We start from the raw sequence: 24,584 nt of genomic DNA on the forward strand, positions 1-24,584 counted from the left end.
TGAGGGGCGGTTGCCGGCTTCAGTGCGGCTGGGGGGCGATCTGCACGTTCTCCAGCACACCGAGGGCGTCGGGCAGGAGGACCGCGGCGGAGTAGTAGGTGGTGACCAGATAGGAGATGATCGCCTGCTCGTTGATGCCCATGAACCGCACGGACAGGCCCGGTTCGTACTCGTCGGCCAGGCCGGTCTGCCGCAGGCCGATGACGCCCTGGCTGTCTTCGCCCGTGCGCATGGCGATGATCGAGCTGGTCTGCTCCCTGCTGATGGGGATCTTGTTGCACGGCAGGATGGGGACCCCGCGCCAGGCGGGGACCTGTTGCCCGCCGAGGTCGACATGGTCGGGGTAGAGACCGTAGGCGTTGAAGCCACGGCCGATGGCCGCGATGGTCCTGGGGTGGGCGAGGAAGAGCTTCGTGCCGCGTCGGCGGCAGAGCAGATCGTCCATGTCGTCCGGTGTCGGCGGTCCGGAGCGGGGCTGGATGCGCTGCTTGAAGTCGGCGTTGTGCAGCAGACCGAACTCGCGGTTGTTGACCAGTTCGTGCTCCTGGCGCTCACGCAGGGCCTCGACGGTCAGCCGCAGTTGCTGCTCGGTCTGGTTCATCGGCCCGTTGTAGAGGTCGGCGACCCGGGTGTGGATCCGCAGCACGGTCTGGGCCAGGGAGAGCTCGTACTCGCGCGGCTTCAACTCGTAATCGACGAAGGTGCCCGGCAGTTCGGCCTCGCCGACATGGCCGGCCGATACGGCGATCTCCGCTTCCCCGTGCTTGTTCTGCCGCTGCCGGCTGCGCGAGCGGAACTCGTCGACATGGCGTTGCAACCGAGGCGCGGCTGCTTGGACGGCGGCGAAGTCGGAGCGCGTGAGCGTGAGCAGGGTGCCCGCGGTCTGCGCGGTGAACGTGCAGTCGTGGCGGGCGTCGGGGTCCAGCAGGGTGGCGCTCGCTGCGAAGTGCTCACCGTCGGCGAGCATCGCGACGGTGCTCTCCTCGCCGTACTTGCCTGCGGAGGTCTGGCTGATACGGCCGTGCGCGATCAGGTGGATCCGGTCGGCGGGGGTGCCGCGCTCGGCGAGGACCTCACCCACCGCGAAGTCGTGCTGTGTGCATCGCTCCGCCAGGGCGGTGAGGACGTCGGGGTCCTCCAGTCCGCGGAGCAGGGCCAGTTCGCCGAGCTCTCCGGGGATCACCCTGACCGTGGCGCCCTCCTGCACGAACTCGATGCGTCCGTCGCCGACGGTGTGGCGCAGCCGTCGGTTGACCCGGTAGGCGCCTCCCTCGGTCTCGACCCAGGGCAGCATCCGCAGCAGCCACCGGGAGGTGATCTCCTGCATCTGCGGGATGGACTTCGTGGTCGTGGCGAGGTTGCGAGCGGCGGCGGTGCTCAGTGACTGCTGCGGCACCGGGGTCCGAGTTTCCGGACTGCTGTCGACGGTCATCGGAAGGAGCTGCTCCTTGTACGACGGGCGCCCCGGCAGACCAGGCCGCCGGCCGGGAGACAGGGAGAGTGGGCAACGAGCACGGGCCGGGGGGACTCCGCCCACCACCAAGCTAAAGGCCGACGTGCTCGCATCCACCCGGTAGTCGGCAGGCTTACCTCGAAGCAGTGACAATCGGCCGCCACGGGTTTAGCCGCCCGTGAGCTGCGGTTGCCCGCCCCGCGTCGATGCGGGCTGATCAGCCGCATCGCGATGCGGCTGATCAGCCCGCCATGACCGGGGAGACCGCGACGGAGGACGCACCGGTGGCGGCGCGCCGGGCGGCCGGCCCAGGAGGTCGGTGAAGAGGAAGAACCCGGAGGTGCCGTGGTCCCGACTCCTCACCGCACCCCACTCGGCGGCCGCCCACCGATCAGTGCGTGGACAACCCTGCGCGTCGATGCACCTGGCGCGCCGGTGTCACGGCCGGAGCCGGGGCGTAGCCGGTGGGCCGGGTGGTGAACGTGCCGCGGCCCTGGGTGCGCCCGCGCAACCGGCCGGCGTAGCCGAACAGTTCGGCGAGCGGCACGGTGGCGGTGACGACCGCGCCCGTGCCCGCCCGGGTGGCCGAACCGGTCACCCGGCCCCGCCGGGCGGCGAGGTCGCCCAGCACCGCGCCGACCGCGTCGACGGGCACGGTGACCGTCACCTCGACGACCGGCTCCAGCAGGACCATCGCGCAGGAGCGCAGGGCCTGGCGCAGTCCGAGCCGGCCGGCCGTGCGGAACGCCGTCTCCGAGGAGTCCTTGACGTGGGTCGCCCCGTCCGTCAGCGTCACGCGCAGCCCGGTCACCGGGTGCCCGCCGAGCGGCCCCTCGCCGAGCGCGTCGCGGCAGCCGGCCTCGACCGCCCGGACGTACTCCTGCGGCACGCGTCCGCCGGTCACGGTGGAACGGAACACGAAGTCACGGTCGCAGGGCTCCACATCGAGGACCACGTGGGCGAACTGGCCCGCCCCGCCGTCCTGTTTGACGTGCCGGAACACCATGCCGGACACGCCGCGGCCGACGGTCTCGCGGTGGCTGACCCGAGGCCGGCCGACAGCGACCTCCAGCGCCAGCTCGCGCCGCAGCTTCTCCACCGCCACCTCCAGGTGCAGTTCCCCCATGCCGGACAGCAGGGTCTGCCCGGTCTCGGGATCGGTCCGCACGGCCAGCGAGGGGTCCTCCTCGGTCAGCCGCCCCAGTCCCGACGCCAGCCGGCCGGTCTCGCCCGCCCTGCGGGCCTCGACGGCGACCGACACCACCGGCTCGGGCACGCCGGGCGGTTCCAGCACGAGCGGGGCGTCCGGCGCGCACAGCGTCGAGCCGGCGCGCGCGGACCTCGGCCCGACGACGGCCACGATGTCGCCGGCGACGGCACGCTCCAGGGGCGCGTGCCGGTCGGCCCGGACCCGCAGGATCCGCCCGATCCGCTCGGAGCGGCCCGCGGTCGCGTCCCACAAGGTGTCCCCCTTCTCCACGGTCCCCGAGTAGATCCGCAGGTAGGTGAGCCGCCCGGTCGGGGTGGCGTGCACCTTGAACGCGAGCGCGGCCACGGGCGCCGCCGGGTCGGCGGGCCGTCGCTGCCCCTCACCGGCGTGCGTGCCCGTGACGGGCGGCACGTCCAGCGGGGAGGGCAGATACGCCCCCACGGCGTCCAGCAGTGGTTCGACACCGCGGTTGCGGTAGGCCGATCCGCACAGCACGACCACGCCGTCGCCGTCCCGCGTCAGGTCCCGCAGCGCCGAGCGCAGGGTGCCCTCGGTGAGCGCGCCCGTCGCGCAGAACTCCTCCAGCGCGTCCGGGTGGAGCTCCGCCACGGCCTCCTCCAGCCTCCGGCGGCGCGCGGCGGCCTCCCGCCGCATGCCGTCCGGCACGGGCGCCTCCTCGACGGTGCCGCCGTCGCGCCACAGCAGTGCGCGCAGGCGCACGAGGTCGACGACGCCGGTGAAGGCCTCCTGCGCACCCACGGGCAGCTGCACGAGCAGCGGGGCCGGGTGCAGTCGCTCCCGGATCGAGGAGACGACGGCGTCGAGGTCGGCGCCGGCGCGGTCCATCTTGTTCACGAACGCGATCCGCGGGACGCCGTGCCGGTCGGCCTGCCGCCACACCGATTCGCTCTGCGGCTCGACGCCGGCCACCGCGTCGAACACCGCCACCGCACCGTCGAGCACGCGCAGCGCGCGCTCCACCTCGTCGGCGAAGTCGACGTGGCCGGGGGTGTCGATGAGGTTGATCCGGTACCCGTCCCAGACGCAGCTCACGGCGGCGGCGAAGATGGTGATGCCCCGGTCCCGCTCCTGCGGGTCGAAGTCCGTGACGGTGGTGCCGTCGTGGACCTCGCCGCGTTTGTGCGTGGTTCCGGTGGCGAACAGGATCCGTTCGGTGACGGTGGTCTTGCCGGCGTCGACGTGGGCGAGGATGCCGAGGTTGCGGACGGCGGCGAGCGGGTTGCGGTGGTTGCGCACGGCCCAGGGCCTTTCGGTGCGAATCGGGAGGACGACAGCGCGATTCGCCGGGGTGAGCAGGCCGGTGCCGACCTGACGTCACGTCAGGTACTGGGGTCCGGCCCGGGGTTCGTCCCGGTCAGCCGGTGCCGCCGCGCAGCGGGCACCGGGGCGACCGGGACACGAGCATCACCTCGTGGCGCGGCAGGGAGACGGTGGCGGTGTGGTCACGCACGGCCGTCCCCCTTCGTTCGTCGTGTCGGTGCACCGGGCCGGGTCGTGGGCGGCGCGGGTACGTGCGTGAGTGTAGGGAGGGACGCGGGCCGGGGGCGAGGGATTATCGGGGGCGGCACGGCCGCTCGCTGAAGGCGTTCGCGTGCTCGGCGGCGTCCGGTCCGTGCCGCGGCCCCGGACTCACCGCTGCGGGGGGTTGAGAGCCGTCAGGTCGTCCGGGAGCAGCTCCGGGTGGAAGGCGGCCAGGGCGGCGCCGCCGAGCCACCAGCCGCGGTGCACCAGGGCCCGGCACAGACCGGTGTCGAGACGGTCGAAGACGGTCGGGACGAGGGCGAGGTGCCGCCCCTCGTGGAGGGGTTGCTCGGTGAAGGCCGCGCGCCAGCGGCCGAGGGCGTCGGAGCGGTCGGCGGGGAAGTGGGTGGAGAGCTGGACCAGGACGCCCCGCCGGGCGCCGTGCGGGACGGCTTCGTCCGGGCCCACGGCCCGGGCCCGCTCGAACCGCTCGACGACGGCCCGGGTGCGCAGCGTGGTGCTCTGCCGGTACAGCAGCGAGTTGGCGCGGGCCAGGTCGCGGACCACGGGGACACGGCCGTAGACGCCGGGGCGCAGCAGCCCGCCGGCGTTGAGGACGCACAGGAAGGTGTGGCGGTAGCGGTCCCCGTCGACGGCTTCCAGGCCGGTGTTGTCGTACGTGCCGCCGTCGAGCAGGGCGGGCGGGTGGGTGGCGCACGGGAAGGGGCGCGGGTCCAGGACGACGGGCGGGAACGCGCCGGGCACGGCGGCGGAGGCCGACACGGCCCGGCTCAGCCGCAGTCCGGTGCCCGCGGTGGGTGCCAGGCCGATGGTGTAGTCGCCGTACACGTCGCGTTCGAAGGTGAAGCGGGCGCCGGTGGTCTGGTTGGCGGCGTTGACGATCCAGCGCACCTGCGCGTCCAGCCGCTCCAGTTCCGTCCCGCCCAGGAACCACTCGTCCAGGCGCCGGGCCAGCAGGTCCGTGCGGGTCGTGGGGCCGAGGGTGCGCCACAGTCCGCCGACGAGGGCGCGCTTCAGGGAGTGGTGGGAGACGCGGTCCACGACCGGTGCGACGAGGATGTCGTCGACGGCGCGTGCGGTGAACCCCGCCTCGCGCAGGGCCGGCCAGGCGGTGGCCAGGCACCCGTTGGCGACCGAACCGCCGGACACGGACGAGGAGTACCGCAGCCGGGACAGCAGCCCGGCGTCGGCCAGCAGCCGGACGAAGCCCAGCGCGGCGAGGGTGGCGCGGAATCCGCCGCCGGACAGGGCGAGGGCGACCGGCCGCGTCGTGGCGGGCGGTTCGGCGGGGCGCAGGCTGTCGCCGCAGGGGCGCGCCGTCAGGCCGGTGCCCACGGCGGGTGAGTCCACGGTCCATCGCGGATCAGCGGCGGGCAGGGCGCCGGCCGGGTCGGCGGGCGGGGCCGGGGCGTGCCGGAAGGTGGTCATGGCCGGTCCCCGATCGTGATGAGGAGGGCCTGCGCGGCGGGGTCCCGGACGTCGACACCGAAGGAGCGGCCCTCGCCGAGCCGTGCCAGCTCCTCCTCGGCGAAGGGGATGTGGTTGGTCAGGTGGACGAGGTACTCCTCGTCCGGGTCCCGGGAGCCGACGAGCATGCGCAGGGTCTCCTCGTCGGGGTGGTGGTGGCGGACGCCGTCGGCGGAGATCACGTAGTGGTCGGCCCGTACCTGCTCGAAGAAGTCCGTGTCGACGTTGCGGCCGCTGCCGTGGTGCGGGAGCTTCAGCAGGTCGAGGTGGAGGGGTTCGGCGCCGTCGAGCAGCCCGAGTTCGCGCAGTCCGGCCAGGACGCGGTCGCCGCGGGCGTCACCGGTGAGCAGGGCGGTGCGGCCCTCGTGGCGCAGCAGCAGGACGATGCTGGACAGGTTGGGCACCGAGCCGTCGGTGTACCCGGCGGTGATGACCTCGGGGTCCTCGCGCGCCTTCGCCTCGCGCCAGCGTTCCTCGAGTTCCCGTACGGCCTGCTCGTCGGGGGCGACGACGGTGACGTCCAGGTCGGCGAGTTCGGCCTCCGCGCCCTCGGTGAGCGGGCCGCCGAAGGGGATGTTGCCCTCCAGGTGCAGCGGTCCCGCCGCGTCGCGGATGTCGCGGCCCTGCCGGTAACTGGCCCCGACGGCGGCGTCGGTGGCGGCGCGTTCCATCAACGGCCGGACGGATGCGCTCAGTCCGGGGGCGCGCCGGTCGACGAGATCCTCCACGGAGTTGAACCACAGCGCGTCCACCGCGTACGGCAGGGCCTCCCCGTCCTGCTGGGCCTGCCGCATGTCCCTGAAGAGCCGTACCAGCCCGCCGGCGTGGTCGTCGTCGACGTGGGAGAGGCAGACCACGTCGACGTGCGGCGGGTCGCCGAGCTGCCGCAGCCGTCCGCGGAGGGTGGCCCGGTAGACACCGCCGGGACCGCCGTCGACGAGCATCACCCGCTCACCGGAGGGGCCCCAGTGGACGAGGAAGCAGTCGCCGTGCCGGGCGTCGAGGAAATCGAAGGTGAGCATGTCGGCTCCTGACGGGTGGGGCGGGGCGTCACACGGACTGGATGGCGCGCAGCACGTCGACCAGTCCGTGGCCCTGGAAGTGGCGTTCGCGGGCGAGGTCGGTCGCCGTGGCGCACAGGATGTCCTTGACGCGTTCGGGGCGGCCGAGGAGTTCCCGGTGGCGGGCCAGCAGCATGGCCGCGGCGCCGCTGACGTGGGCCGCGGCCTGGCTGGTGCCGTGCATGGCGGCGATGCCCTCGCCGGGGATGGGGCCGTCGATGTCCTCCCCCGGGGCGACCAGGTCGGGCTTGGGCCTGCCGTCGCCGGTGGGGCCCCGGCTGGAGAAGTAACTGACGCCGTGGCGGTGGGGGTTGCTGCGGTGGGTGGAGCCGACGGTGATGACGGACTCCGCGTTGCCCGGGTCGGAGATGCTGATGTCGCGGTAGTCGGCGCCGAGGGTCCGCGCGGTGCCGGCGAAGCCGGAGTTGCCCGCGGCGGTGACGACGACGACGCCCGACCGCGTCAGGCGGTCGCACTCGACGCACACCGGCGTCCACCCGGTGGAGTGGCCGGCGACGTCGTGCGGCACCGACAGGCTGATGTTGACCCCGGCGACGATGAACCGCCCGGCCTGCTCGTTGAGGTGCCGGATCGCCTGCAGCGCGGTGACGATGGAGAACTCGTCGCCTGCGCCCGCGTCGTCCAGGACCCGGAAGTCGTAGAGCCGGATGCGCGGGCAGATGCCCCGGAACTCCAGCTCCGGCCACCAGCCGCCGATGATCCCGGCGATGTGGGTGCCGTGCTGGTCGCCGGGCGGGGGCCGGGGCGGCTGCCCGGGGGACGGCGTGGTGTCGAGGGACGGCAGCGCGGCCGCCCAGTTGACGAGTCCGCCCACGAGCACGTCGGCGCCGAGTGTGCGCCGCACGTCGGTGAAGTCGAAGGCGCGGGCGATGCGGGACTCGAGCTGCTCGGGCACCGGCCCGGTGGTGTCCCAGTCGTGGAAGGCGGGGTGGCGCGGGTCGATGCCGCTGTCGACGACCGCCCAGCCGATGGAGGCGGTGTCGACGGAGAAGACCTGTTCGGCGGCGTCGGCCTTGATGGTGCGGCGCGACCGGACGACCGCGACGGTCGCCGGCCGGTTCGTCGTCACGGAGACGACCGGGTACTTCTGCCGCCGGTCGGCGCCCCGGCCGCCGGGGGCGTGGGGCCTGCGCACGGGTGTGTCGTCGACGACGACGGCGTCCAGCATGTCGACGAGGACGGCGGTGACGGCTTCGTGCCCGTCGAGGTCCGGCCGGGAGCCGTCGACGACACGGTGCAGCAGCCGCAGCAGCCAGGTGACGTGCCGTCCGCGCTCCTGCCGGCGCTCCATGCTGTCGTGGATCTCGCTGGTGGCCGGGGTCCTGACGTGTCCGGCGAGAGCCGCCTCGATGCCCTCCGCGCCGCTGTTGAGGGCGAGTTCACGGGCGACGCGCACGGCACCGGCGAGGCTGGTCAGAGGCAGCATGTCGCTGACGAGTTCCTTCAGGGTGAGCTGCGCCGCGACGAAGCTGCCGGCGGCGATGGGACGGCACGCGCGGGTCAGGGCGCGGCTCTGGAGACGGTCCAGCACCTGCTCCACGCCGAACTCCTCGCGGATCGCGAGGATCAGGTCCCGCCGCGGCTGCTCCGCCCCGAAGGCGTCGTCGCCCCGGTCGTCCGGCGGCTGGGAGAACGCCAGCCACACGTCGAAGTGGACCGGGCAGTAGGTGGCCCACAGGACGGGTACGGGACCCTCCCCGTAGAACACCGCTGAGAGGTCGGCTCGGTCCATGAGGATTCCCGGTGTGCCGGTGTGCGGCCCTGCGCGAGGGAGTTGGGGACGGTGGAGACCGTCGAGGGCCTGATTCCATCGTCGGTCCGGATCATGGCCGCTGCAACCGCGTCCGGGACGCACGACAGCCCGGGCGGGCCGGGATGATTCCCGGCCCGCCCGGGCTGGTCCGTGTCCGAGGGGGGACTTGAACCCCCACGCCCGATAAAGGGCACTAGCACCTCAAGCTAGCGCGTCTGCCATTCCGCCACCCGGACGAGGTGTCCGCCGCCCTGCAGGGGTGCTCCCCGCGGCGACACGGACAACCATACCAAGCTTTCGGAGCGCCTTTCACCTGCGTTTCCGTCCGCCGGGCGGGGGTCCGGGACCTCGCGGCCCGATGCCTCTAGGGTCGCACCATGAGTGACTGGATGGTGACGCAGAGCCCCTCGCGCGGGCGCCGCCCCCGCGCCCTGTCACCGCTCCGGGAGCATCTGCGGGACACGTTCTGGTTCGCCCCCACCGCGGCCATGGTGTGCGTCTTCGTCGTCTGGGCCGGGGCGCAGCTGCTCGACACGGCCCTCGTCGAGGCGCTGCGGGAGGACCGGGACTTCGACACCCTCGACGAGCTGCTGCGCTTCGCGGACGACGCGAAGGCCGTGGTGAACGCGGTCAGCTCCGCGATGATGACCTTCATCGGTGTGGTCTTCAGCATCTCGCTGGTGGCGGTGCAGATGGCGAGCGGGCAGTTCACCCCGCGGGTGGTGCGGCTGTTCGTCCGGAGTCGGATCACCAAGGCGACCTTCGCCGTGTTCCTGGCGACCTTCGTGCTGACCCTGCTGGTCCTGACCTCCTTCGACAGCGTCGACGACCCCCGTGCCGCCACGTCGGTACCCCTGGTGCAGTCGGTCCTCACGCTGTGCATGGTCGCGCTGAGCCTGCTCCTGTTCGTCCTCTACGTGAACAGCACGCTGCGGCTGATGCGGATCAGCCAGGTGATCGCCCGGATCGCCACGGAGTCCTTCCGGGTGGTGGCCTCGATGCCGCTGCCGGTGCCGGTGCCGGTGGAGGACTGTGACCCGGCCGGGCTCGGTCCCGAGATCGCGTGGGTGCCGCACGAGGGCCGGGCCGGGGTGCTGCGCGACGTCCACATCGCGCGGCTGGTGCGGGTGGCCCGCAAGCACGGGGTGGTGCTGCGGCTCATCCCGCGCATCGGGGACTTCGTGGTGCCCGGGATGCCGGTGCTGGCGGTCCACGGGGGGCCGGCCCCGCCGCGCAGGGCGCTGCGCGGCGCGGTCTCCGTGGGGGTGGAGCGGACCTACCACCAGGATCTCGGTTTCGGCCTGCGGCAACTGGCGGACATCGCGCTGCGCGCCCTGTCGTCCGCGATCAACGATCCGACCACGGCGGTGCAGGCCCTGGACCGGGTCGTGCAGGTCCTGGCCGCGCTGAGCCGGCGGCCGCTGGACGCCGCCCGGCACCGGGACCGCGCCGGCGCGGTGCGGCTGGTGCAGCCCCTGCCGGGGTGGACCGAGCTGGTGGACCTCGGGTTCAGTGAGGTGCGGGGCTGTGCGACGGGAAGTCCGCAGGTGTGCCGCCGGCTGCTGGCCGGCCTGGACGACCTGCTCCTGCTCGCACCGCCGGATCGCCGCGAGCCCCTGCTGCGCCACCGTGAACTGCTGCGGCAGGCCGTCGACGTGACCGCTTCCGCACCGGCGGACCGCGCGTTCGCCCTGCACCCGGACCGGCAGGGGATCGGCTGACCGGGACCCGGGGCAGGTGCGCCCCGGGTCCCGGCCCGAGGGTCCCTCGTCAGGGAAGCAGCCGGTACTCCGGGAAGTTCCCGGGCAGCCGCTCCCCCGCCGGGCCCCGCGTCACCGCGCGGACCAGCAGCTCACCGCCGACGAACGCGCCGCGCCAGGAGGCGCCCAGTCCGCCGAACAGTTCGTCCCGGTCGCCCCGGGAGCGGGGCCTCCCGTGGCCGACCTTGAACGCCCTGATGTGCGGGGCGAGTCGGTCGTAGGTGGCCCGGTCGTCGGTGGACAGCGTGGCGACGAGCGCGCCGTTGGAGGCGTTCATCGCGGCCAGCAGCTCCGCCTCGGTGTCGACCAGGACGACGGTGTCTACTGGGCCGAACGGCTCCGCGTGGTGCAGCGGCGAGGACGGCGGCGGGTGGAGCAGCGTGACGGGCTGGACGTAGGCGGAGGTGTCCTGGCCGGGCAGGAAGCGGGCCTCGGCGGGGTCGCCGCGGTGCAGCGGCACGGCGCCGCGCTCGATCGCCTCGGCGACCTGGTCGCGCAGTTCCTTGGCCTTGGCCGCGCTGATCAGCGGCCCGAGGTCCGGCTCGGGCAGCGGGTCGTCCGGCTGTTCGACGGCGAGCGGGTGCCCGACCCGCAGCGTGCGCACCGCCGGGAGGTACGCCGCCAGGAACGCGTCGAACAGGTCCCGCTGGACGACGAAGCGCGGGTAGGCCGTGCAGCGCTGCTTGCCGTAGTCGAACAGCTGGGGGACGAGGGCGGCGAGGGTGTCGAAGTCCGAGAAGTTCCAGATGCCCCAGGTGTTGAGCCCCTCCTGTTCCAGTACGTGGCGTTTGCCGAGGTCGGCGACGGCGGTGGCGACGGCGGCACCGGTGTCGCGTCCGCCGACGAAGGAGACGCAGCCGATCTCGGGGGCCCGGACGAGCGCCTTCGACAGGTCGCTCCCGCTGCCGCTGAGTAGGGTCACGGGCAGTCCTTCGCGGGCGGCCAGCGCCGACGCCAGGGTCAGGCAGGCGACCCCGCCGTCGGTGGGCGTCTTCGCGACGACCGCGTTGCCCGCCAGTGCCTGCACCAGCAGGGCGTGGACGAGCACGCTCATCGGGTAGTTCCAGCTGGCGATGTTGGAGACCGGCCCGTCCAGCGGGGCCCGGCCGTCGAGCATCGGCTCGATGCCGTCGACGTACCAGCGCACTCCGTCGATGGCGCGGTCGACGTCCGCCTGGGCGAGCCGCCAGGGCTTGCCGATCTCCCACACCAGCAGCAGTGCCAGCAGCCGCCGGTGTTCGGTGAGGGCGTCGAGGGTGGCCGTGACGCGGGCGCGGCGTTCGGGCAGGGGGACGTGCCGCCAGGCGCGGTGCTGGTCCAGGGCGGCGCGCACGGCCCGGTGCGCGGTGGTGCCGTCCAGCCGCGGCGGGCCCGCGACCGGGCTGCCGTCGACGGGGCTGACGGCGGGCAGGACGCGGCCGTCGGACCGCCAGCCGGCGTTCCAGAGGGTGAGGACGCGGTCGTCCCGGAAGGCTTCGGGGGCGACGGCCAGACAGCGCTGCCACGCGTCGGACCAGGCCGTGCCCGGCTTCAGGATGAGGGTGGGGGTCATACGAGGGCTCCGCTCTCGGTGCACGGTGGTTCAGGCCGTTCGCTGCCGGTCTTCGAGCAGCTGGAGCACGAGCTTCGCGGTCTCGGTCGGGGTGCCGCCCACCCGTACCCCGGCCGCCTCCAGGGCCTCCTTCTTCGCCTGGGCCGTGCCGGACGAGCCGGAGACGATGGCTCCCGCGTGGCCCATGGTCCTGCCCTCGGGTGCGGTGAATCCGGCGATGTAGCCGACGACGGGCTTGGTGACGTGCTCGCGGATGTAGGCCGCCGCCCGTTCCTCGGCGTCGCCGCCGATCTCGCCGATGAGGACGACCAGATCGGTGTCGGGGTCGTCCTGGAACGCCGCGAGGCAGTCGATGTGCGTGGTGCCGACGACGGGGTCGCCGCCGATGCCGACGCACGTCGAGAAGCCGACGTCGCGCAGTTCGTGCATGAGCTGGTACGTCAGCGTGCCCGACTTGGAGACGAGCCCGATACGGCCCGGCCTGGCGATGTCGGGCGGGATGATGCCGGCGTTGGACTGGCCCGGGCTGATGAGGCCCGGGCAGTTGGGGCCGACGACACGCGTGCCGCTCCGGCCGGCGTACGCGGTGAAGGCGACGGTGTCGTGCACGGGGATGCCCTCGGTGATGACGACCGCGAGGCCGATGCCGGCGTCGGCGGCCTCGACGACGGCCGCCTTGGCGAAGGCGGGCGGGACGAAGACGACGGTGACGTCCGCGCCGGTCGCGTGCATCCCCTCGGCGACGGAACCGAAGACGGGCACGGCGACCGAGGCGCCTCCCGTGCCGTCCGGCCCCTCGGGGACGGTGAACTCGACGGTCCGGCCGGCCTTGCGGGGGTTGACGCCGCCGACGACGTTCGTGCCGGCCGCCAGCATCCGCCGGGTGTGCTTCATGCCCTCGCCGCCGGTCATGCCCTGGACGAGGACCTTGCTCTCCTTGGACAGGTAGATGGCCATGGCGTTCCCTCTTCTCAGGCGGTGGCGGCGAGTTCGGCGGCACGGGCGGCGGCGCCGTCCATGGTGGCGACCTGCTCGACGAGGGGGTGCGCGCACCGGTCGAGAACGGCGCGGCCCCGGGCGGCGTTGTTGCCGTCGAGCCGTACGACGAGCGGTTTGGTCAGCCGGACGGTGTCCAGTGCCCGGACGATGCCGTCGGCGACCGCGTCGCAGGCGGTGATCCCGCCGAAGACGTTGACGAAGACGGAGGTGACGGCCGGGTCGGAGAGGACCACCGACAGTCCGTCCGCCATGACCTGGGCGCTCGCTCCACCGCCGATGTCGAGGAAGTTGGCCGGGCGGGCGCCGCAGCCCGCCACCACGTCCAGGGTCGACATCACGAGTCCGGCGCCGTTGCCGATGATGCCGACCTCGCCGTCCAGCTTGACGTAGTTGAGGCCCTTGGCGGCGGCCGCGGCCTCCGGACCGTCGCCCCGCCCGGTGTCCTCCGCGCCCCAACGGGCCTGCCGGAAGCGGGCGTTGTCGTCGAGGGTGACCTTGCCGTCGAGGGCGAGGATCTGCCCCTGCCGGGTGCGCACGAGCGGGTTGACCTCGACCAGGAGGGCGTCCTCGCGGACCAGGACCTGCCAGAGGCGGACGAGCACGTCGGCGGTCTGCGGCGGCAGTCCGGCCGCTTCCGCGATCCGGCCCGCCGTGGCGGAGGTGACTCCGGTGGCCGGGTCGACGGGGATGCGGGCCACGGCTTCGGGCCGGGAGGCGGCCACCTCCTCGATGTCCATGCCTCCCTCGGCGGAGGCGATCGCGAGGAACCGGCCGGCCGCGCGGTCCAGCACGTAGGAGACGTAGAACTCGGCCTCGATGTCCACGGGCCGGGCGAGCATGACGGTGCCGACCCGGTGGCCCTTGATGTCCATGCCGAGGATCTGACGGGCGGTGAGCTCCGCCGCGGCCGGGTCGGCGGCGAGCTTCACCCCGCCCGCCTTGCCGCGGCCGCCGGTCTTCACCTGGGCCTTCACGACGACCCGGCCGCCGAGCCGGCGGGCGATCTCGCGGGCCTCCCTGGGCGAGTCGGTGACCTCGGCCCGCGGCACCACGATGCCGTGTTGCTCGAAGAGTTCCCTTGCCTGGTGCTCGTACAGGTCCATTCCGGCTCCTGACTCGAAAGTGCCGCACGCCCCCTGGACACCACCCACCGGATGCGGGATAACAAGCTTCATACAGTATTCGTCGACTGTATGCAATGTACCGCGAGCCGCCCCAACCCCCTACGAAGGGACAGGACTTCGCCATGCCCGACGACACCCAGGACGTGATCTCCGGTGGTCATCTCGTAGCCAAGGCGCTGAAGGCCGAGGGGGTCGACCGCATCTACACGCTGTGCGGCGGCCACATCATCGACATCTACGACGGCTGCGTCGACGAGGGCATCGAGGTCGTCGACGTCCGCCACGAGCAGGTCGCCGCCCACGCCGCCGACGGCTACGCGCGCCTCACCGGCAGGCCCGGCTGCGCCGTGGTCACCGCGGGCCCGGGGACGACCGACGCCGTCACCGGTGTCGCCAACGCCTTCCGCGCGGAGTCCCCGATGCTGCTGATCGGCGGCCAAGGGGCCCTCACCCAGCACAAGATGGGGTCCCTGCAGGACCTGCCGCACGTCGACATGATGACGCCGATCACCAAGTTCGCGGCGGCCGTGCCCGACACGGCGCGCGCGGCGGACATGGTGTCCATGGCGTTCCGCGAGTGCTACCACGGCGCGCCCGGCCCCTCCTTCCTGGAGATCCCGCGCGACGTGCTGGACGCCAAGGTCCCGGTGTCGAAGGCCCGGGTGCCGCGCGCCGGGGCCTACCGGGCCTCCACCCGCTCGGCCGGCGACCCCGAGGCGATCGAGAAGCTCGCCGACCTGCTGGTGCACGCCGAGAAGCCGGCCATCCTGCTCGGCAGCCAGGTCTGGACGACCCGGGGCACCGAAGCCGCCGTCGAGCTGGTGCGCGCCCTGAACGTCCCCGCGTACATGAACGGCGCCGGCCGCGGCACCCTGCCGCCCGGCGACCCGCACCACTTCCAGCTCTCCCGGCGGTACGCCTTCTCCCACGCCGACGTCATCGTCATCGTCGGCACCCCCTTCGACTTCCGCATGGGCTACGGCAAGCGGCTGTCGCCGGAGGCGACCGTCGTGCAGATCGACCTCGACTACCGCACGGTCGGCAAGAACCGCGACATCGACCTCGGCATCGTCGGCGACGCCGGACTGGTGCTGAAGTCGGTGGCCGAGGCGGCCTCCGGACGCGTCAACGGCGGCGCCTCCAGGCGCAAGGAGTGGCTGGACGAACTGCGCGCGGCCGAGCAGACCGCCCTGGAGAAGCGGCTGCCGAGCCTGAGGTCCGACGCCTCGCCCATCCACCCGTACCGGCTGGTGAGCGAGATCAACGACTTCCTCACCGAGGACTCCATCTACATCGGCGACGGCGGCGACATCGTCACCTTCTCCGGGCAGGTCGTGCAGCCCAAGTCGCCCGGCCACTGGATGGACCCGGGCCCTCTCGGCACGCTCGGCGTCGGCGTCCCCTTCGTCCTCGCGGCCAAGCAGGCGCGGCCCGACAAGGAGGTCGTCGCGCTGTTCGGCGACGGCGCGTTCTCGCTCACGGGCTGGGACTTCGAGACCCTCGTCCGCTACGACCTGCCCTTCGTCGGCATCGTCGGCAACAACTCCTCGATGAACCAGATCCGTTACGGCCAGGCCGCCAAGTACGGCAAGGAGCGCGAGCGGGTCGGCAACACCCTCGGCGACGTCCACTACGACAAGTTCGCGCAGATGCTCGGCGGTCACGGCGAAGAGGTCCGCGACCCCGCCGACATCGGCCCCGCCCTCCGGCGCGCCCGCGAGTCCGGCAAGCCGTCACTGATCAACGTCTGGGTCGACCCCGACGCGTACGCCCCCGGAACCATGAACCAGACCATGTACAAGTGAGGTGCCCCGATGACAGGAACCAAGGCCCTCGACGGTGTCCGCGTCCTGGACATGACCCACGTCCAGTCCGGACCGTCGGCGACCCAGCTGCTCGCCTGGCTCGGCGCGGACGTCGTCAAACTGGAGGCGCCGACCGGCGACATCACGCGCAAGCAGCTGCGTGACCTGCCGGACGTCGACTCCCTCTACTTCACGATGCTCAACTGCAACAAGCGGAGCATCACCCTCAACACCAAGACCGAGCGCGGCAAGGAGATCCTCACCGAGCTGATCCGCCGCTCCGACGTGATGGTGGAGAACTTCGGCCCGGGCGCGGTCGACCGGATGGGCTTCACCTGGGACCGCATCCAGGAGATCAACCCGCGCATCGTCTACGCCTCCATCAAGGGCTTCGGCGAGGGCCCGTACACCGGTTTCAAGGCGTACGAGGTCGTCGCGCAGGCCATGGGCGGGTCGATGTCGACCACCGGCTTCGAGGACGGGCCGCCGCTGGCGACGGGCGCCCAGATCGGCGACTCGGGCACGGGCGTGCACGCCGTGGCGGGCATCCTCGCCGCGCTCTACCAGCGGGAGCACACCGGGCGCGGGCAGCGGGTCAACGTGGCCATGCAGCACGCCGTGCTGAACCTGTGCCGGGTCAAGCTGCGCGACCAGCAGCGCCTGGCGCACGGGCCGCTCGCCGAGTACCCCAACGAGGACTTCGGCGACGAGGTCCCCCGGTCCGGGAACGCCTCCGGCGGCGGCCAGCCCGGCTGGGCGGTCAAGTGCGCGCCGGGCGGGCCGAACGACTACGTGTACGTCATCGTGCAGCCGGTCGGCTGGCGCCCGATCAGCGCGCTCATCGGCCGGCCCGAACTGGCCGACGACCCCGAGTGGGCCACGCCCGAGGCGCGGCTGCCCAAGCTCGGCAAGCTGTTCCAGCTGATCGAGGAGTGGTCCTCGACGCTGCCCAAGTGGGAGGTGCTGGAGCGGCTCAACGCGCACGACATCCCGTGCGGGCCGATCCTGTCGACCCGGGAGATCATCGAGGACCGGTCCCTGGTGGCCAACGAGATGGTCGTCACCGTGCCCCACCCCGAGCGCGGCGAGTTCGTCACCGTCGGCAGCCCCCTGAAGCTGTCGGACTCCCCGGTGGAGGTGACCGCCTCACCGCTCCTCGGCGAGCACAACGAAGAGGTCTACGTCGGCGAACTCGGCCTCGGCGACGAGGAAGTGCGCCTGCTCAAGTCGAACGGGGTGATCTGACGTGATGACCGAAGACCGCCTCGCCCGCGTGCGGTCCGTGCTGGACTGCGTACGGGCGGAGGGCCGGACCGCGCTGACCGCACCCGAGGGCAAGGTGATCGCCGACGCGTACGGCATCGCCGTCCCCGGCGAGGAACTGGCCACCGACGTCGAGGAGGCCGTGGCGTACGCGGCGCGCTTCGGCGGGCCGGTCGTGATGAAGATCGTCTCGCCGGACATCCTGCACAAGACCGACGCCGGCGGTGTGGTCGTCGGGGTCGAGGGAGCGGCGGACGTACGGGCCGCGTTCCACCGCATCGTCGAGAACGCGCGTGCCTACGACGCGGACGCGCGCATCGCGGGTGTGCAGGTGCAGGAGCTGCTGCCGCAGGGCCAGGAGGTCATCGTCGGGGCGGTGACCGACCCGACGTTCGGGAAGGTGGTGGCCTTCGGGCTGGGCGGGGTGCTCGTCGAGGTGCTCAAGGACGTCACCTTCCGGCTGGCGCCGGTGGACGCCGACGAGGCGCTGTCGATGCTGGACTCCATCCGTTCGGCGGAGGTCCTGCGCGGGGTGCGCGGCCGGGCGGGCGTGGACCGGTGGGCCGTCGCCGAGCAGATCCGGCGTGTGTCCCGACTCGTCGCGGACTTTCCCGAGATCGCCGAGGTGGACCTCAATCCGGTGATCGCGACGGCGGAGGGGGCCGTCGCGGCCGACATCCGGGTGATCCTCGCCGAGTCGCAGCCGGCGCCGCGCCGGACGTACACGCGCGAGGAGATCCTCACCTCGATGCGCCGGCTGATGCAGCCCGGCTCGGTGGCCGTGATCGGTGCCTCCAACGAGCAGGGGAAGATCGGCAATTCGGTGATGCGCAACCTCATCGACGGAGGTTTCGCCGGGGACATCCACCCGGTGAATCCCAAGGCCGATGACATCCTGGGCCGCAAGGCGTACAAGAGTGTCACGGACGTTCCCGGTGAGGTGGATGTGGCGGTCTTCGCGATCCCCGCCAAGTTCGTGGCCTCGGCCCTGGAGGAGGTGGGACTCAAGAAGATCCCGAACGCCGTGCTGATCCCCTCGGGGTTCGCCGAGACGGGCGAGCACGCACTCCAGGCGGAGATCGTGTCGATCGCCGAGCGGCACGGCGTGCGGCTGCTGGGGCCGAACATCTACGGCTACTACTCGACCTGGCAGGACCTGTGCGCCACGTTCTGCACGCCGTACGACGTCAAGGGCGGGGTGGCGCTGACCTCGCAGTCGGGCGGCATCGGGATGGCCATCCTCGGTTTCGCGCGGACGACGAAGACGGGTGTGTCGGCGATCGTCGGGCTCGGCAACAAGTCGGACCTGGACGAGGACGACCTGCTGACCTGGTTCGGCGAGGACCCGCACACCGACTGCATCGCGATGCACCTGGAGGACCTCAAGGACGGGCGTGCCTTCGTCGAGGCCGCCCGGGCGACCGTCCCGAAGAAGCCGGTGATCGTGCTGAAGGCCGGGCGGACGGCGGCCGGCGCCAAGGCGGCCGGCTCGCACACCGGCGCCCTGGCCGGCGACGACGCCGTGTACGACGACATCCTGCGGCAGGCCGGGGTGATCCGGGCGCCGGGGCTGAACGACATGCTGGAGTACGCGCGCGCGCTGCCGGTGCTGCCCGCACCCCAGGGTGACAACGTCGTGATCATCACGGGCGCGGGCGGCAGCGGGGTGCTGCTCTCCGACGCGGTGACGGACAACGGTCTGTCCCTGATGGAGATCCCGCCCGACCTGGACGAGGCGTTCCGTGAGTTCATCCCGCCCTTCGGGGCCGCGGGCAACCCGGTGGACATCACCGGGGGCGAACCACCGTCGACGTACGAGGCGACGATCCGGCTGGGGCTGGAGGATCCGCGCATCCACGCGCTGGTGCTCGGCTACTGGCACACGATCGTCACTCCCCCGATGGTCTTCGCCGAGCTCACCGCGCGCGTGGTGGCGGAGTTCCGGGAGCGCGGGATCGAAAAGCCCGTGGTGGCGTCGCTCGCGGGCGACGTGGAGGTCGAGGAGGCCTGCCAGTACCTCTTCGAACGCGGGGTCGTGGCATACCCGTACACGACCGAGAAGCCGGTGGCCGTGCTCGGCGCGAAGTACCGCTGGGCGCGGGAGGCGGGGCTGCTGGGGGGCGGTACATGAGGTGAGGCAGCGGGGGGCCGGCCGACGGTGCGCGTCGGCCGGCCCCGGGACCCGCACGCGCACGAAAGGCATGGGACAGGGGGCGCTGGCCAGATCTTTCGACGCAAGGGGTGCGACACGACATGACAACGACCGATCTGCCCACCACGGTTCCCCACCGGGAGGTCACCGACGCGAACGGCCGCGTCTACCGGCTCGGTGAGACCGACATCGACATCATGGGGCGCAAGCGCAAGTGGATGGTGATCCTGCCCTGGATCGGCATGATGGGCATCTCCTCCGCCGAGTACGCGTTCGCGTCCGCCGAGGACACGCTCCACGAGGCACACCACTGGTCCAGCGGCAGCATCTACTGGATGATGACCACCTGGATCTTCTGCCAGGCCGCGGTCGCCTTCCCCGCCGGACGGCTGCGCGAGAACGGCAAGCTGCCCGCGCGCTGGGCGATGATGCTGGGTTCGGCCGGCACGCTGCTGGGTTATCTGTCGCTCGCGTTCGCGCCGCACGTCGCGCTCGCCTTCATCGGGTTCGGCGTCTTCAGCGGCATGGGCGCGGGCATGGTGTACGCGACGTGCGTCAACATGGTCGGCAAGTGGTACCCGGAGCGCAGGGGCGGCAAGACCGGCTTCGTCAACGGCGGCTTCGCCTACGGCTCGGTGCCGTTCGTCTTCATCTTCCACGGCTACATGGACGGCTCCAACTTCCGCTGGGTGCTGGTCTCGGCGGGTGTGTTCCTGGCCGCGATCGTGGCTGTCGCCGGCTTCTACTTCCGGGACCCGCCGAAGAACTGGTGGCCGGCCTCCGTCGACCCGCTGAACCCGCCGGACGATCCGCGCGCCCGGCGCTCGCTGGAGAAGAACCCCCCGGCCACCAAGCAGTACAGCCCGCTGGAGGCCTGGCGGACCGGCCGGGTGGCGCTGATGTGGTTCTGTCTCGCCTGCACCTCCGGCGTGAACATCTTCGGCATCGCCTTCCAGGTCGACATCGGTGAGGAGGCGGGCTTCGCGGCGGGCGTCGTGGCCACCGCGATGTCGCTGAAGGCGATCGTCAACGGCACCGGCCGCGGCGTCATCGGCTGGCTGTCCGACCTGTACGGCCGCAAGCAGTGCCTGCTCTACGTGTGCGCGATCCTGGGTCTCGCCCAGTTCGGCATCATCTGGTCGGCCGAGATCGGGAACCTGCCGCTGTTCCTGTTCTTCTCCGCCGTCTCCGGCTTCGGCGGCGGGGCCATCTTCCCGATGTTCGCGGCGATGACGGCGGACTACTTCGGCGAGAACAACAACGCCACCAACTACGGCATGGTCTACAGCTCCAAGCTCGTCTCCGGACTGGGCGCGGGCATGGGAGCCGTGGTCGTCGGCGCCTGGGGCTACAACGGTGCCTTCACCCTGGCCGGCTGCATCTCGCTGTTCGCCGGCTGCGTGGCGCTGTTCCTGCACCCGCCGGGACGGTCCAAGGACCGGCGCGTGACGCCCAATCCGCGTCCGCTCGGGGAGGAGTGACCCGGCGAGGCCGGGTCGGCACGGACCGGGCGGCCCCTCCCGCAGGGCGCGGGAGGGGCCGCCCGGTCCGTGTCCGCGGTCAGCGGCGCCGCTTGCGCAGGGCCGCCATGTTGTCGTAGCTGATCTTGGCCTCGCGCAGCGACTGCGCGGGGTCGGTGGCGCTCGGCGAGTTGTCGTCCTCCACCATCGGGTTGCGGTAGTCGCTCCGCCCGACCCGCGAGAAGAAGGTCGTGTAGTCGATGTCCCCGGTGCCGAAGGGCACCATGTCCCAGCCCATGCCGTTGGTCGTGCTGACGACGCCGTCCTTGGCGTGGAACAGCGGGTAGCGCTTGTTGTGGCGGGTGACCAGGGCGGCCGGGTCGAACACGCTCCTGCGGGTGGTGCCGTCGTGCGCGGTGTAGGTGTGGAACTTGTACTGGGCGACATGCGCCCAGAAGATGTCCATCTCCAGCCAGACCAGCCGTGGGTCGGTGACCTTCAGGAAGTACTCCAGCTTGCGGATGCCCGAGCTGCGGGTCGGCCGGCCCTGGTCGTCCAGCGGGCCGCCGTCGAGCAGGAAGCCGTAGGCGCTGTCGTGGTTGTGGGTGTAGAGCTTGATGCCCTCGCGGCGGGCGATCTCGCCGAGCGCGTTCCACTTGTCGGCGGCCACGTCCCAGTCGGCACGGTAGGAGCTTCCGGTGGGGTCGCCGCCGGTGCCCATGTGGTCCATGCCGAGGATGTTGGCGATCTCCAGGTGCTTCTTGAAGGTGTCCTTGTCCGCCGTGGTGAGCGGCCAGGAGGACGGGATGAAACCGTGGTTGCCCTGGGCGCGCAGACCATAGTCGTCCAGCCAGGAGCGCAGCAGCCTGGCGCCCTCGACGGTCTCCAGGTTGTCGCCGCCGGGCGCGTTCGCGTGCTGGCGGTAGCCCGCGAACTCGACCTGCCGGTAGCCGTGGCGGGCCAGTTGCCTGAACACCTCGCGGAAGCCGGAGGGCAGGTCGCTCGCGAGGGGGTCGCGGGCGGTGGCGTCACGGACCGTGTAGAGGATGATGCCGCGCTTGTGCGGCGGGACGAGGACGTGGCCGCGCCCGTGTCCGTGTCCGTGGTCGTGGTCTCTGCCGCGGTCCTGCGCCAGGGCGGGGGCCGCGCCGAAGACGGGGGCCGCGACGGCTCCGGCCGCCACGGCGGTGCACGTGGTGAGGAAGCGGCGCCGGTTCACGCCGAGGCTGCGGCGCAGGTCCTCGTCCGGGGCTGCGGCGGTGGCGGCGTCGGTGCGGGAAGGGTCGGGGTACGGGGTCACGGGTGGCCTGCCTTCTCGGTCGTGGCCGGTTCCGGTGCCGCCGGGACCGGCCGTTGTCAGTGCCGTGTGTTTCACTCTCGGTAGTCGGAGGTCGGCGGCTGCGCGGGGTGCACTGTCAGCCGAGTCCGGCCAGCCGGAGCAGGAGTTGTTTCACGTCGGTGGCCGCGAGTCGGTCGCCGACGGCGCGGGGGGTGGAGCAGATGAGCAGCGGACCGTCGTCGTCGCCGAGCGGAAGGCGGCCGTGGCTGCCGCGAACAGGCGAGGGGTCCAGCGGGACCACCGCCATGCGGTAGCGCATGCCGAGTTTCTTGCGCGCCAGCGCGGTGGCCGCCTTGACCTTCACGTAGGGGTCCAGGGGGTCCATGAAGAGCTCGACCGGGTCGTAGCCGGGCTTGCGGTGGATCTCGACGAGCTGGGCGAAGTCCGGTGCCCGGTCGTCGTCGAGCCAGTAGTAGTACGTGAACCAGGCGTCGGGTTCCGCCACGGCGACGAGTTCGCCGGCGCGCGGATGGTCCAGGTGGTGCGCCTTCTTGCCCTCGTCGTCGAGGAGTTGCTCGATGCCGGGCAGGCCGTCGAGGGCCGCCCGGGTGGCGTCGAGGTCCTCGGGGCGGCGCACGTAGACGTGGGCGATCTGGTGGTCGGCCACGGCGAAGGCGCGGGAGGCCATCGGGTCGAGGTACTCCATGCCGTCCTGGGTGTGCACCTCGAGCAGTCCGGCGCGGCGCAGGGCGCGGTTGATGTCGACGGGCCGGTGCACGCGGGTGATGCCGTACTCGGACAGGGCCACGACGGTGCGGCCCTCGGCGCGGGCGTCGTCCAGGAGCGGGGCGAGCGCGGTGTCCAGGTCGGTCGCCGCCTTCAGGGAGCGCGGGTCGTCGGGGCCGAAGCGCTGCAGGTCGTAGTCGAGGTGAGGGAGGTAGCAGAGCGTCAGGTCGGGGTGCCGGGTGCGCATGATGTGGCGGGTGGCGTCGATGATCCACCGGCTGGAGACGAGGTCGGCACCGGGGCCCCAGAAGTGGAACAGGGGGAAGGTGCCCAGTTTCTCGGTGAGTTCGTCGTGGAGCGCGGGGGGCCGGGTGTAGCAGTCGGGTTCCTTGCGGCCATCGGCGTAGTACACCGGGCGGGGGGTGACGGTGATGTCGGTGTCGGCGCCCATGGCGTACCACCAGCAGATGTTGGCCACGGTGTAGCCGGGGTGGGCGCGGCGGGCGGCGTCCCAGAGTTTGTCCCCGGCGACGAGGCCGTTGTGCTGGCGCCACAGCAGGACGTCGCCGAGTTCGCGGAAGTACCAGCCGTTGCCGACGATGCCGTGTTCCGAGGGCATGGTGCCGGTGAGGAAGGTGGACTGGGCGGCGCAGGTGACGGCGGGCAGGACGGTGCCCAGGGCGGCGCGGGAGCCGGACTGTCCGAGGGCCTTGAGGTGGGGCATGTGGTCGAGGAGGCGGGGGGTGAGACCGACGACGTCCAGGACGAGGAGCGGGACGGGACGGCCGGGCTCCGCGCCGGCCGGGTCCGGGGGCTCGTGGATGCTCATGGCAGCTCCTTCAGGCCGAGGTCCGTCAGCAGGTCGCGGGCGAGGGTCAGCTCGGCGGCGATGCCCTCGGCCAGCTGGGCCCGCCCCCTGGGGCGCAGTTCGGGCGGGAGGGCCTGCCAGGTGTAGGTCTCGACCTCCAGGTGGCGGGTGAGGGGGGCCGGGCCGCCGACGAGCCGGGTCAGGGCGGCCTTCAGGACCGGGAGGGTGGAGGTGAGCGGGGCGGCGGGGGCCGCGTGCAGCGGGACGTGGAAGTGGGCGCGCCACGGGGCGGCGTCGGGCAGGGCGTGGCCCGCGAGGGCCTCGTCGAGGTCGTCGGTGGCGCGCAACCCGGCGGCGGTGGCCGTGCGGGTCTGGTGCAGGAAGCGGGGTTCGGCGAAGGCGGCGAGGGCTTCACGGACCTCGGGCAGATGGGGGTGTTCGGCGTGCAGGGCGGCGGAGAGCTGGGATTTCACGACGGGGACGCCGGCGGTGGTGAGGGCGTCCAGGGCGGTGTGCGGGTCCTCGAAGGAGGTGGCGAGGTGGCAGGTGTCGACGCAGACGCCGATGCGGTGGTGGCCGATCGCGGTGAGCGGGGCGATGGCGTCGCGGGTGGTCTCGACGACGCAGCCGGGCTCCGGTTCCAGACCGATGCGCAGGGAGCGGCCGGTCAGCTCCTCGATGGCGTCGAGGCGTTCGGCGAGGGTGCGCAGGGCGGTGCGGGCCCGCTCCGCCCGCTCCTCGTCCTGGGCGGTGCGCCAGGCGAGGGGCAGGGTGGAGATGCTGCCGTCGGTGACGTCGTCGGGCAGCAGCCCGGCCAGGACGCGGGCCAGGGCGGTGGTGTGCTCCAGGCGCTCGGGATCGGCCCAGTCCGGCTTGTAGACGCGGTACTTGACCTCCTCGGCGCCGAAGCCCTCGTAGGGGAACCCGTTGAGGGTGACGACCTCCAGGCCGCGCCGGTCGAGTTCGGTGCGCAGGGCGCGCAGGGCGGAGGGGTCGGTGACGAGGGCGTGGGCGGCGTCCCTGGCGAGCCACAGCCCGATGCCGAGCCGGTCGCGGCCGAGGCGCCGGCGGACGGGTTCGCAGTGGTCGCGCAGCTGGGCGAGGACACCGTCGAGGGTCTCCGCGGGGTGGACGTTGGTGCAGTAGGCGAGGTGGACGGTCGAGCCGTCGGGGTGGCGGAAGCGCATG

Annotated in this window: 16 protein-coding genes and 1 tRNA gene; 5 read left to right on the top strand and 12 right to left on the bottom strand. The window is 72.4% G+C overall.

The window, feature by feature from the left end:
* Window positions 1–19: 19 nt before the first annotated feature.
* The 6 genes from ACZ6ZN_RS03845 to ACZ6ZN_RS03870 form a co-directional block, all read right to left on the bottom strand.
* Complete coding sequence (locus ACZ6ZN_RS03845) at window positions 20–1,432, bottom strand: family 2B encapsulin nanocompartment shell protein (RefSeq protein ID WP_469642842.1); 1,413 nt, start codon at window positions 1,430–1,432, stop codon at window positions 20–22.
* A gap of 412 nt (window positions 1,433–1,844) precedes the next feature.
* A complete protein-coding gene (gene fusA, locus ACZ6ZN_RS03850) occupies window positions 1,845–3,920 on the bottom strand; it encodes an elongation factor G (protein WP_469642844.1) in 2,076 nt (691 codons plus the stop codon).
* Window positions 3,921–4,313: 393 nt separating this feature from the next.
* Window positions 4,314–5,594: a patatin-like phospholipase family protein gene (locus tag ACZ6ZN_RS03855; protein ID WP_469642846.1), complete on the bottom strand. Its 1,281-nt coding sequence runs from the start codon at window positions 5,592–5,594 to the stop codon at window positions 4,314–4,316.
* Window positions 5,591–6,655 carry a ComEC/Rec2 family competence protein gene (locus ACZ6ZN_RS03860; protein WP_469642848.1) on the bottom strand — a complete coding sequence of 355 codons (1,065 nt, stop codon included), beginning with the start codon at window positions 6,653–6,655 and terminating at the stop codon, window positions 5,591–5,593. The genes ACZ6ZN_RS03855 and ACZ6ZN_RS03860 overlap by 4 nt, the downstream gene beginning before the upstream one ends.
* Window positions 6,656–6,683: 28 nt before the next feature.
* Window positions 6,684–8,447, bottom strand: coding sequence for a S8 family serine peptidase (locus ACZ6ZN_RS03865; protein WP_469642850.1), 1,764 nt, complete (start codon window positions 8,445–8,447; stop codon window positions 6,684–6,686).
* Window positions 8,448–8,619: 172 nt separating this feature from the next.
* Window positions 8,620–8,704: transfer RNA gene (locus tag ACZ6ZN_RS03870), tRNA-Leu, on the bottom strand.
* Window positions 8,705–8,845: 141 nt separating this feature from the next.
* Here ACZ6ZN_RS03870 and ACZ6ZN_RS03875 point away from each other — a divergent pair.
* On the top strand, window positions 8,846–10,189 hold the full coding sequence (locus ACZ6ZN_RS03875) for a DUF2254 domain-containing protein (protein ID WP_469642852.1): 1,344 nt from the start codon (window positions 8,846–8,848) through the stop codon (window positions 10,187–10,189).
* Between the two features lie 49 nt (window positions 10,190–10,238).
* Here the strand turns inward: ACZ6ZN_RS03875 and ACZ6ZN_RS03880 are convergent, their stop codons facing one another.
* From ACZ6ZN_RS03880 to sucC, 3 genes are read right to left on the bottom strand one after another with little or no spacing between them, the layout of a single operon-like run.
* Window positions 10,239–11,780, bottom strand: a complete 1,542-nt coding sequence (locus tag ACZ6ZN_RS03880; RefSeq protein ID WP_469642854.1) for an aldehyde dehydrogenase family protein — start codon at window positions 11,778–11,780, stop codon at window positions 10,239–10,241.
* Window positions 11,781–11,810: 30 nt separating this feature from the next.
* A complete protein-coding gene (gene sucD, locus ACZ6ZN_RS03885; RefSeq protein WP_469642856.1) occupies window positions 11,811–12,737 on the bottom strand; it encodes a succinate--CoA ligase subunit alpha in 927 nt (308 codons plus the stop codon).
* Between the two features lie 14 nt (window positions 12,738–12,751).
* Window positions 12,752–13,882, bottom strand: coding sequence for an ADP-forming succinate--CoA ligase subunit beta (gene sucC, locus ACZ6ZN_RS03890; RefSeq protein WP_469642858.1), 1,131 nt, complete (start codon window positions 13,880–13,882; stop codon window positions 12,752–12,754).
* Window positions 13,883–14,025: 143 nt separating this feature from the next.
* Between sucC and ACZ6ZN_RS03895 the strand changes: the two genes are divergently transcribed.
* The 4 genes from ACZ6ZN_RS03895 (at window position 14,026) to ACZ6ZN_RS03910 (ending at window position 20,604) form a co-directional block, all read left to right on the top strand.
* Window positions 14,026–15,708: a thiamine pyrophosphate-binding protein gene (locus tag ACZ6ZN_RS03895; RefSeq protein ID WP_469642860.1), complete on the top strand. Its 1,683-nt coding sequence runs from the start codon at window positions 14,026–14,028 to the stop codon at window positions 15,706–15,708.
* A gap of 9 nt (window positions 15,709–15,717) precedes the next feature.
* The gene (gene frc, locus ACZ6ZN_RS03900) at window positions 15,718–16,953 is read left to right on the top strand and encodes a formyl-CoA transferase (RefSeq protein ID WP_469642862.1); all 1,236 of its coding nucleotides are present in this window, start codon (window positions 15,718–15,720) and stop codon (window positions 16,951–16,953) included.
* A 4-nt stretch (window positions 16,954–16,957) separates the two neighbouring features.
* Window positions 16,958–19,102 carry an acetate--CoA ligase family protein gene (locus ACZ6ZN_RS03905; protein ID WP_469642864.1) on the top strand — a complete coding sequence of 715 codons (2,145 nt, stop codon included), beginning with the start codon at window positions 16,958–16,960 and terminating at the stop codon, window positions 19,100–19,102.
* Between the two features lie 122 nt (window positions 19,103–19,224).
* Complete coding sequence (locus ACZ6ZN_RS03910) at window positions 19,225–20,604, top strand: OFA family MFS transporter (RefSeq protein ID WP_398109402.1); 1,380 nt, start codon at window positions 19,225–19,227, stop codon at window positions 20,602–20,604.
* A 79-nt stretch (window positions 20,605–20,683) separates the two neighbouring features.
* Here ACZ6ZN_RS03910 and ACZ6ZN_RS03915 read toward each other — a convergent pair whose 3' ends face one another.
* From ACZ6ZN_RS03915 to eboE, 3 genes are all read right to left on the bottom strand, one after another.
* Entirely contained in the window at window positions 20,684–21,883 is a 1,200-nt protein-coding gene (locus ACZ6ZN_RS03915) for a sugar phosphate isomerase/epimerase family protein (RefSeq protein ID WP_469642867.1), read from the bottom strand.
* 115 nt (window positions 21,884–21,998) lie between these two features.
* Entirely contained in the window at window positions 21,999–23,417 is a 1,419-nt protein-coding gene (locus ACZ6ZN_RS03920) for a nucleotide pyrophosphatase/phosphodiesterase family protein (RefSeq protein WP_469642868.1), read from the bottom strand.
* Window positions 23,414–24,583, bottom strand: coding sequence for a metabolite traffic protein EboE (gene eboE, locus ACZ6ZN_RS03925; protein WP_469642870.1), 1,170 nt, complete (start codon window positions 24,581–24,583; stop codon window positions 23,414–23,416). The genes ACZ6ZN_RS03920 and eboE overlap by 4 nt, the downstream gene beginning before the upstream one ends.
* Window position 24,584: the final 1 nt, after the last annotated feature.

The sequence above is a fragment of the Streptomyces sp. NPDC053665 genome, from assembly GCF_055585285.1.

What these genes read in the sequence shown, in the direction of transcription:
- ACZ6ZN_RS03845 (WP_469642842.1), bottom strand. Translation starts at nt 1,432, where the DNA reads ATGACCGTCGACAGCAGTCCGGAAACTCGGACCCCGGTGCCGCAGCAG.
- ACZ6ZN_RS03855 (WP_469642846.1), bottom strand. Translation starts at nt 5,594, where the DNA reads ATGACCACCTTCCGGCACGCCCCGGCCCCGCCCGCCGACCCGGCCGGC.
- ACZ6ZN_RS03860 (WP_469642848.1), bottom strand. Translation starts at nt 6,655, where the DNA reads ATGCTCACCTTCGATTTCCTCGACGCCCGGCACGGCGACTGCTTCCTC.
- ACZ6ZN_RS03865 (WP_469642850.1), bottom strand. Translation starts at nt 8,447, where the DNA reads ATGGACCGAGCCGACCTCTCAGCGGTGTTCTACGGGGAGGGTCCCGTA.
- ACZ6ZN_RS03875 (WP_469642852.1), top strand. Translation starts at nt 8,846, where the DNA reads ATGAGTGACTGGATGGTGACGCAGAGCCCCTCGCGCGGGCGCCGCCCC.
- ACZ6ZN_RS03880 (WP_469642854.1), bottom strand. Translation starts at nt 11,780, where the DNA reads ATGACCCCCACCCTCATCCTGAAGCCGGGCACGGCCTGGTCCGACGCG.
- sucD (WP_469642856.1), bottom strand. Translation starts at nt 12,737, where the DNA reads ATGGCCATCTACCTGTCCAAGGAGAGCAAGGTCCTCGTCCAGGGCATG.
- sucC (WP_469642858.1), bottom strand. Translation starts at nt 13,882, where the DNA reads ATGGACCTGTACGAGCACCAGGCAAGGGAACTCTTCGAGCAACACGGC.
- ACZ6ZN_RS03895 (WP_469642860.1), top strand. Translation starts at nt 14,026, where the DNA reads ATGCCCGACGACACCCAGGACGTGATCTCCGGTGGTCATCTCGTAGCC.
- frc (WP_469642862.1), top strand. Translation starts at nt 15,718, where the DNA reads ATGACAGGAACCAAGGCCCTCGACGGTGTCCGCGTCCTGGACATGACC.
- ACZ6ZN_RS03905 (WP_469642864.1), top strand. Translation starts at nt 16,958, where the DNA reads ATGACCGAAGACCGCCTCGCCCGCGTGCGGTCCGTGCTGGACTGCGTA.
- ACZ6ZN_RS03910 (WP_398109402.1), top strand. Translation starts at nt 19,225, where the DNA reads ATGACAACGACCGATCTGCCCACCACGGTTCCCCACCGGGAGGTCACC.
- ACZ6ZN_RS03920 (WP_469642868.1), bottom strand. Translation starts at nt 23,417, where the DNA reads ATGAGCATCCACGAGCCCCCGGACCCGGCCGGCGCGGAGCCCGGCCGT.
- eboE (WP_469642870.1), bottom strand. Translation starts at nt 24,583, where the DNA reads ATGCGCTTCCGCCACCCCGACGGCTCGACCGTCCACCTCGCCTACTGC.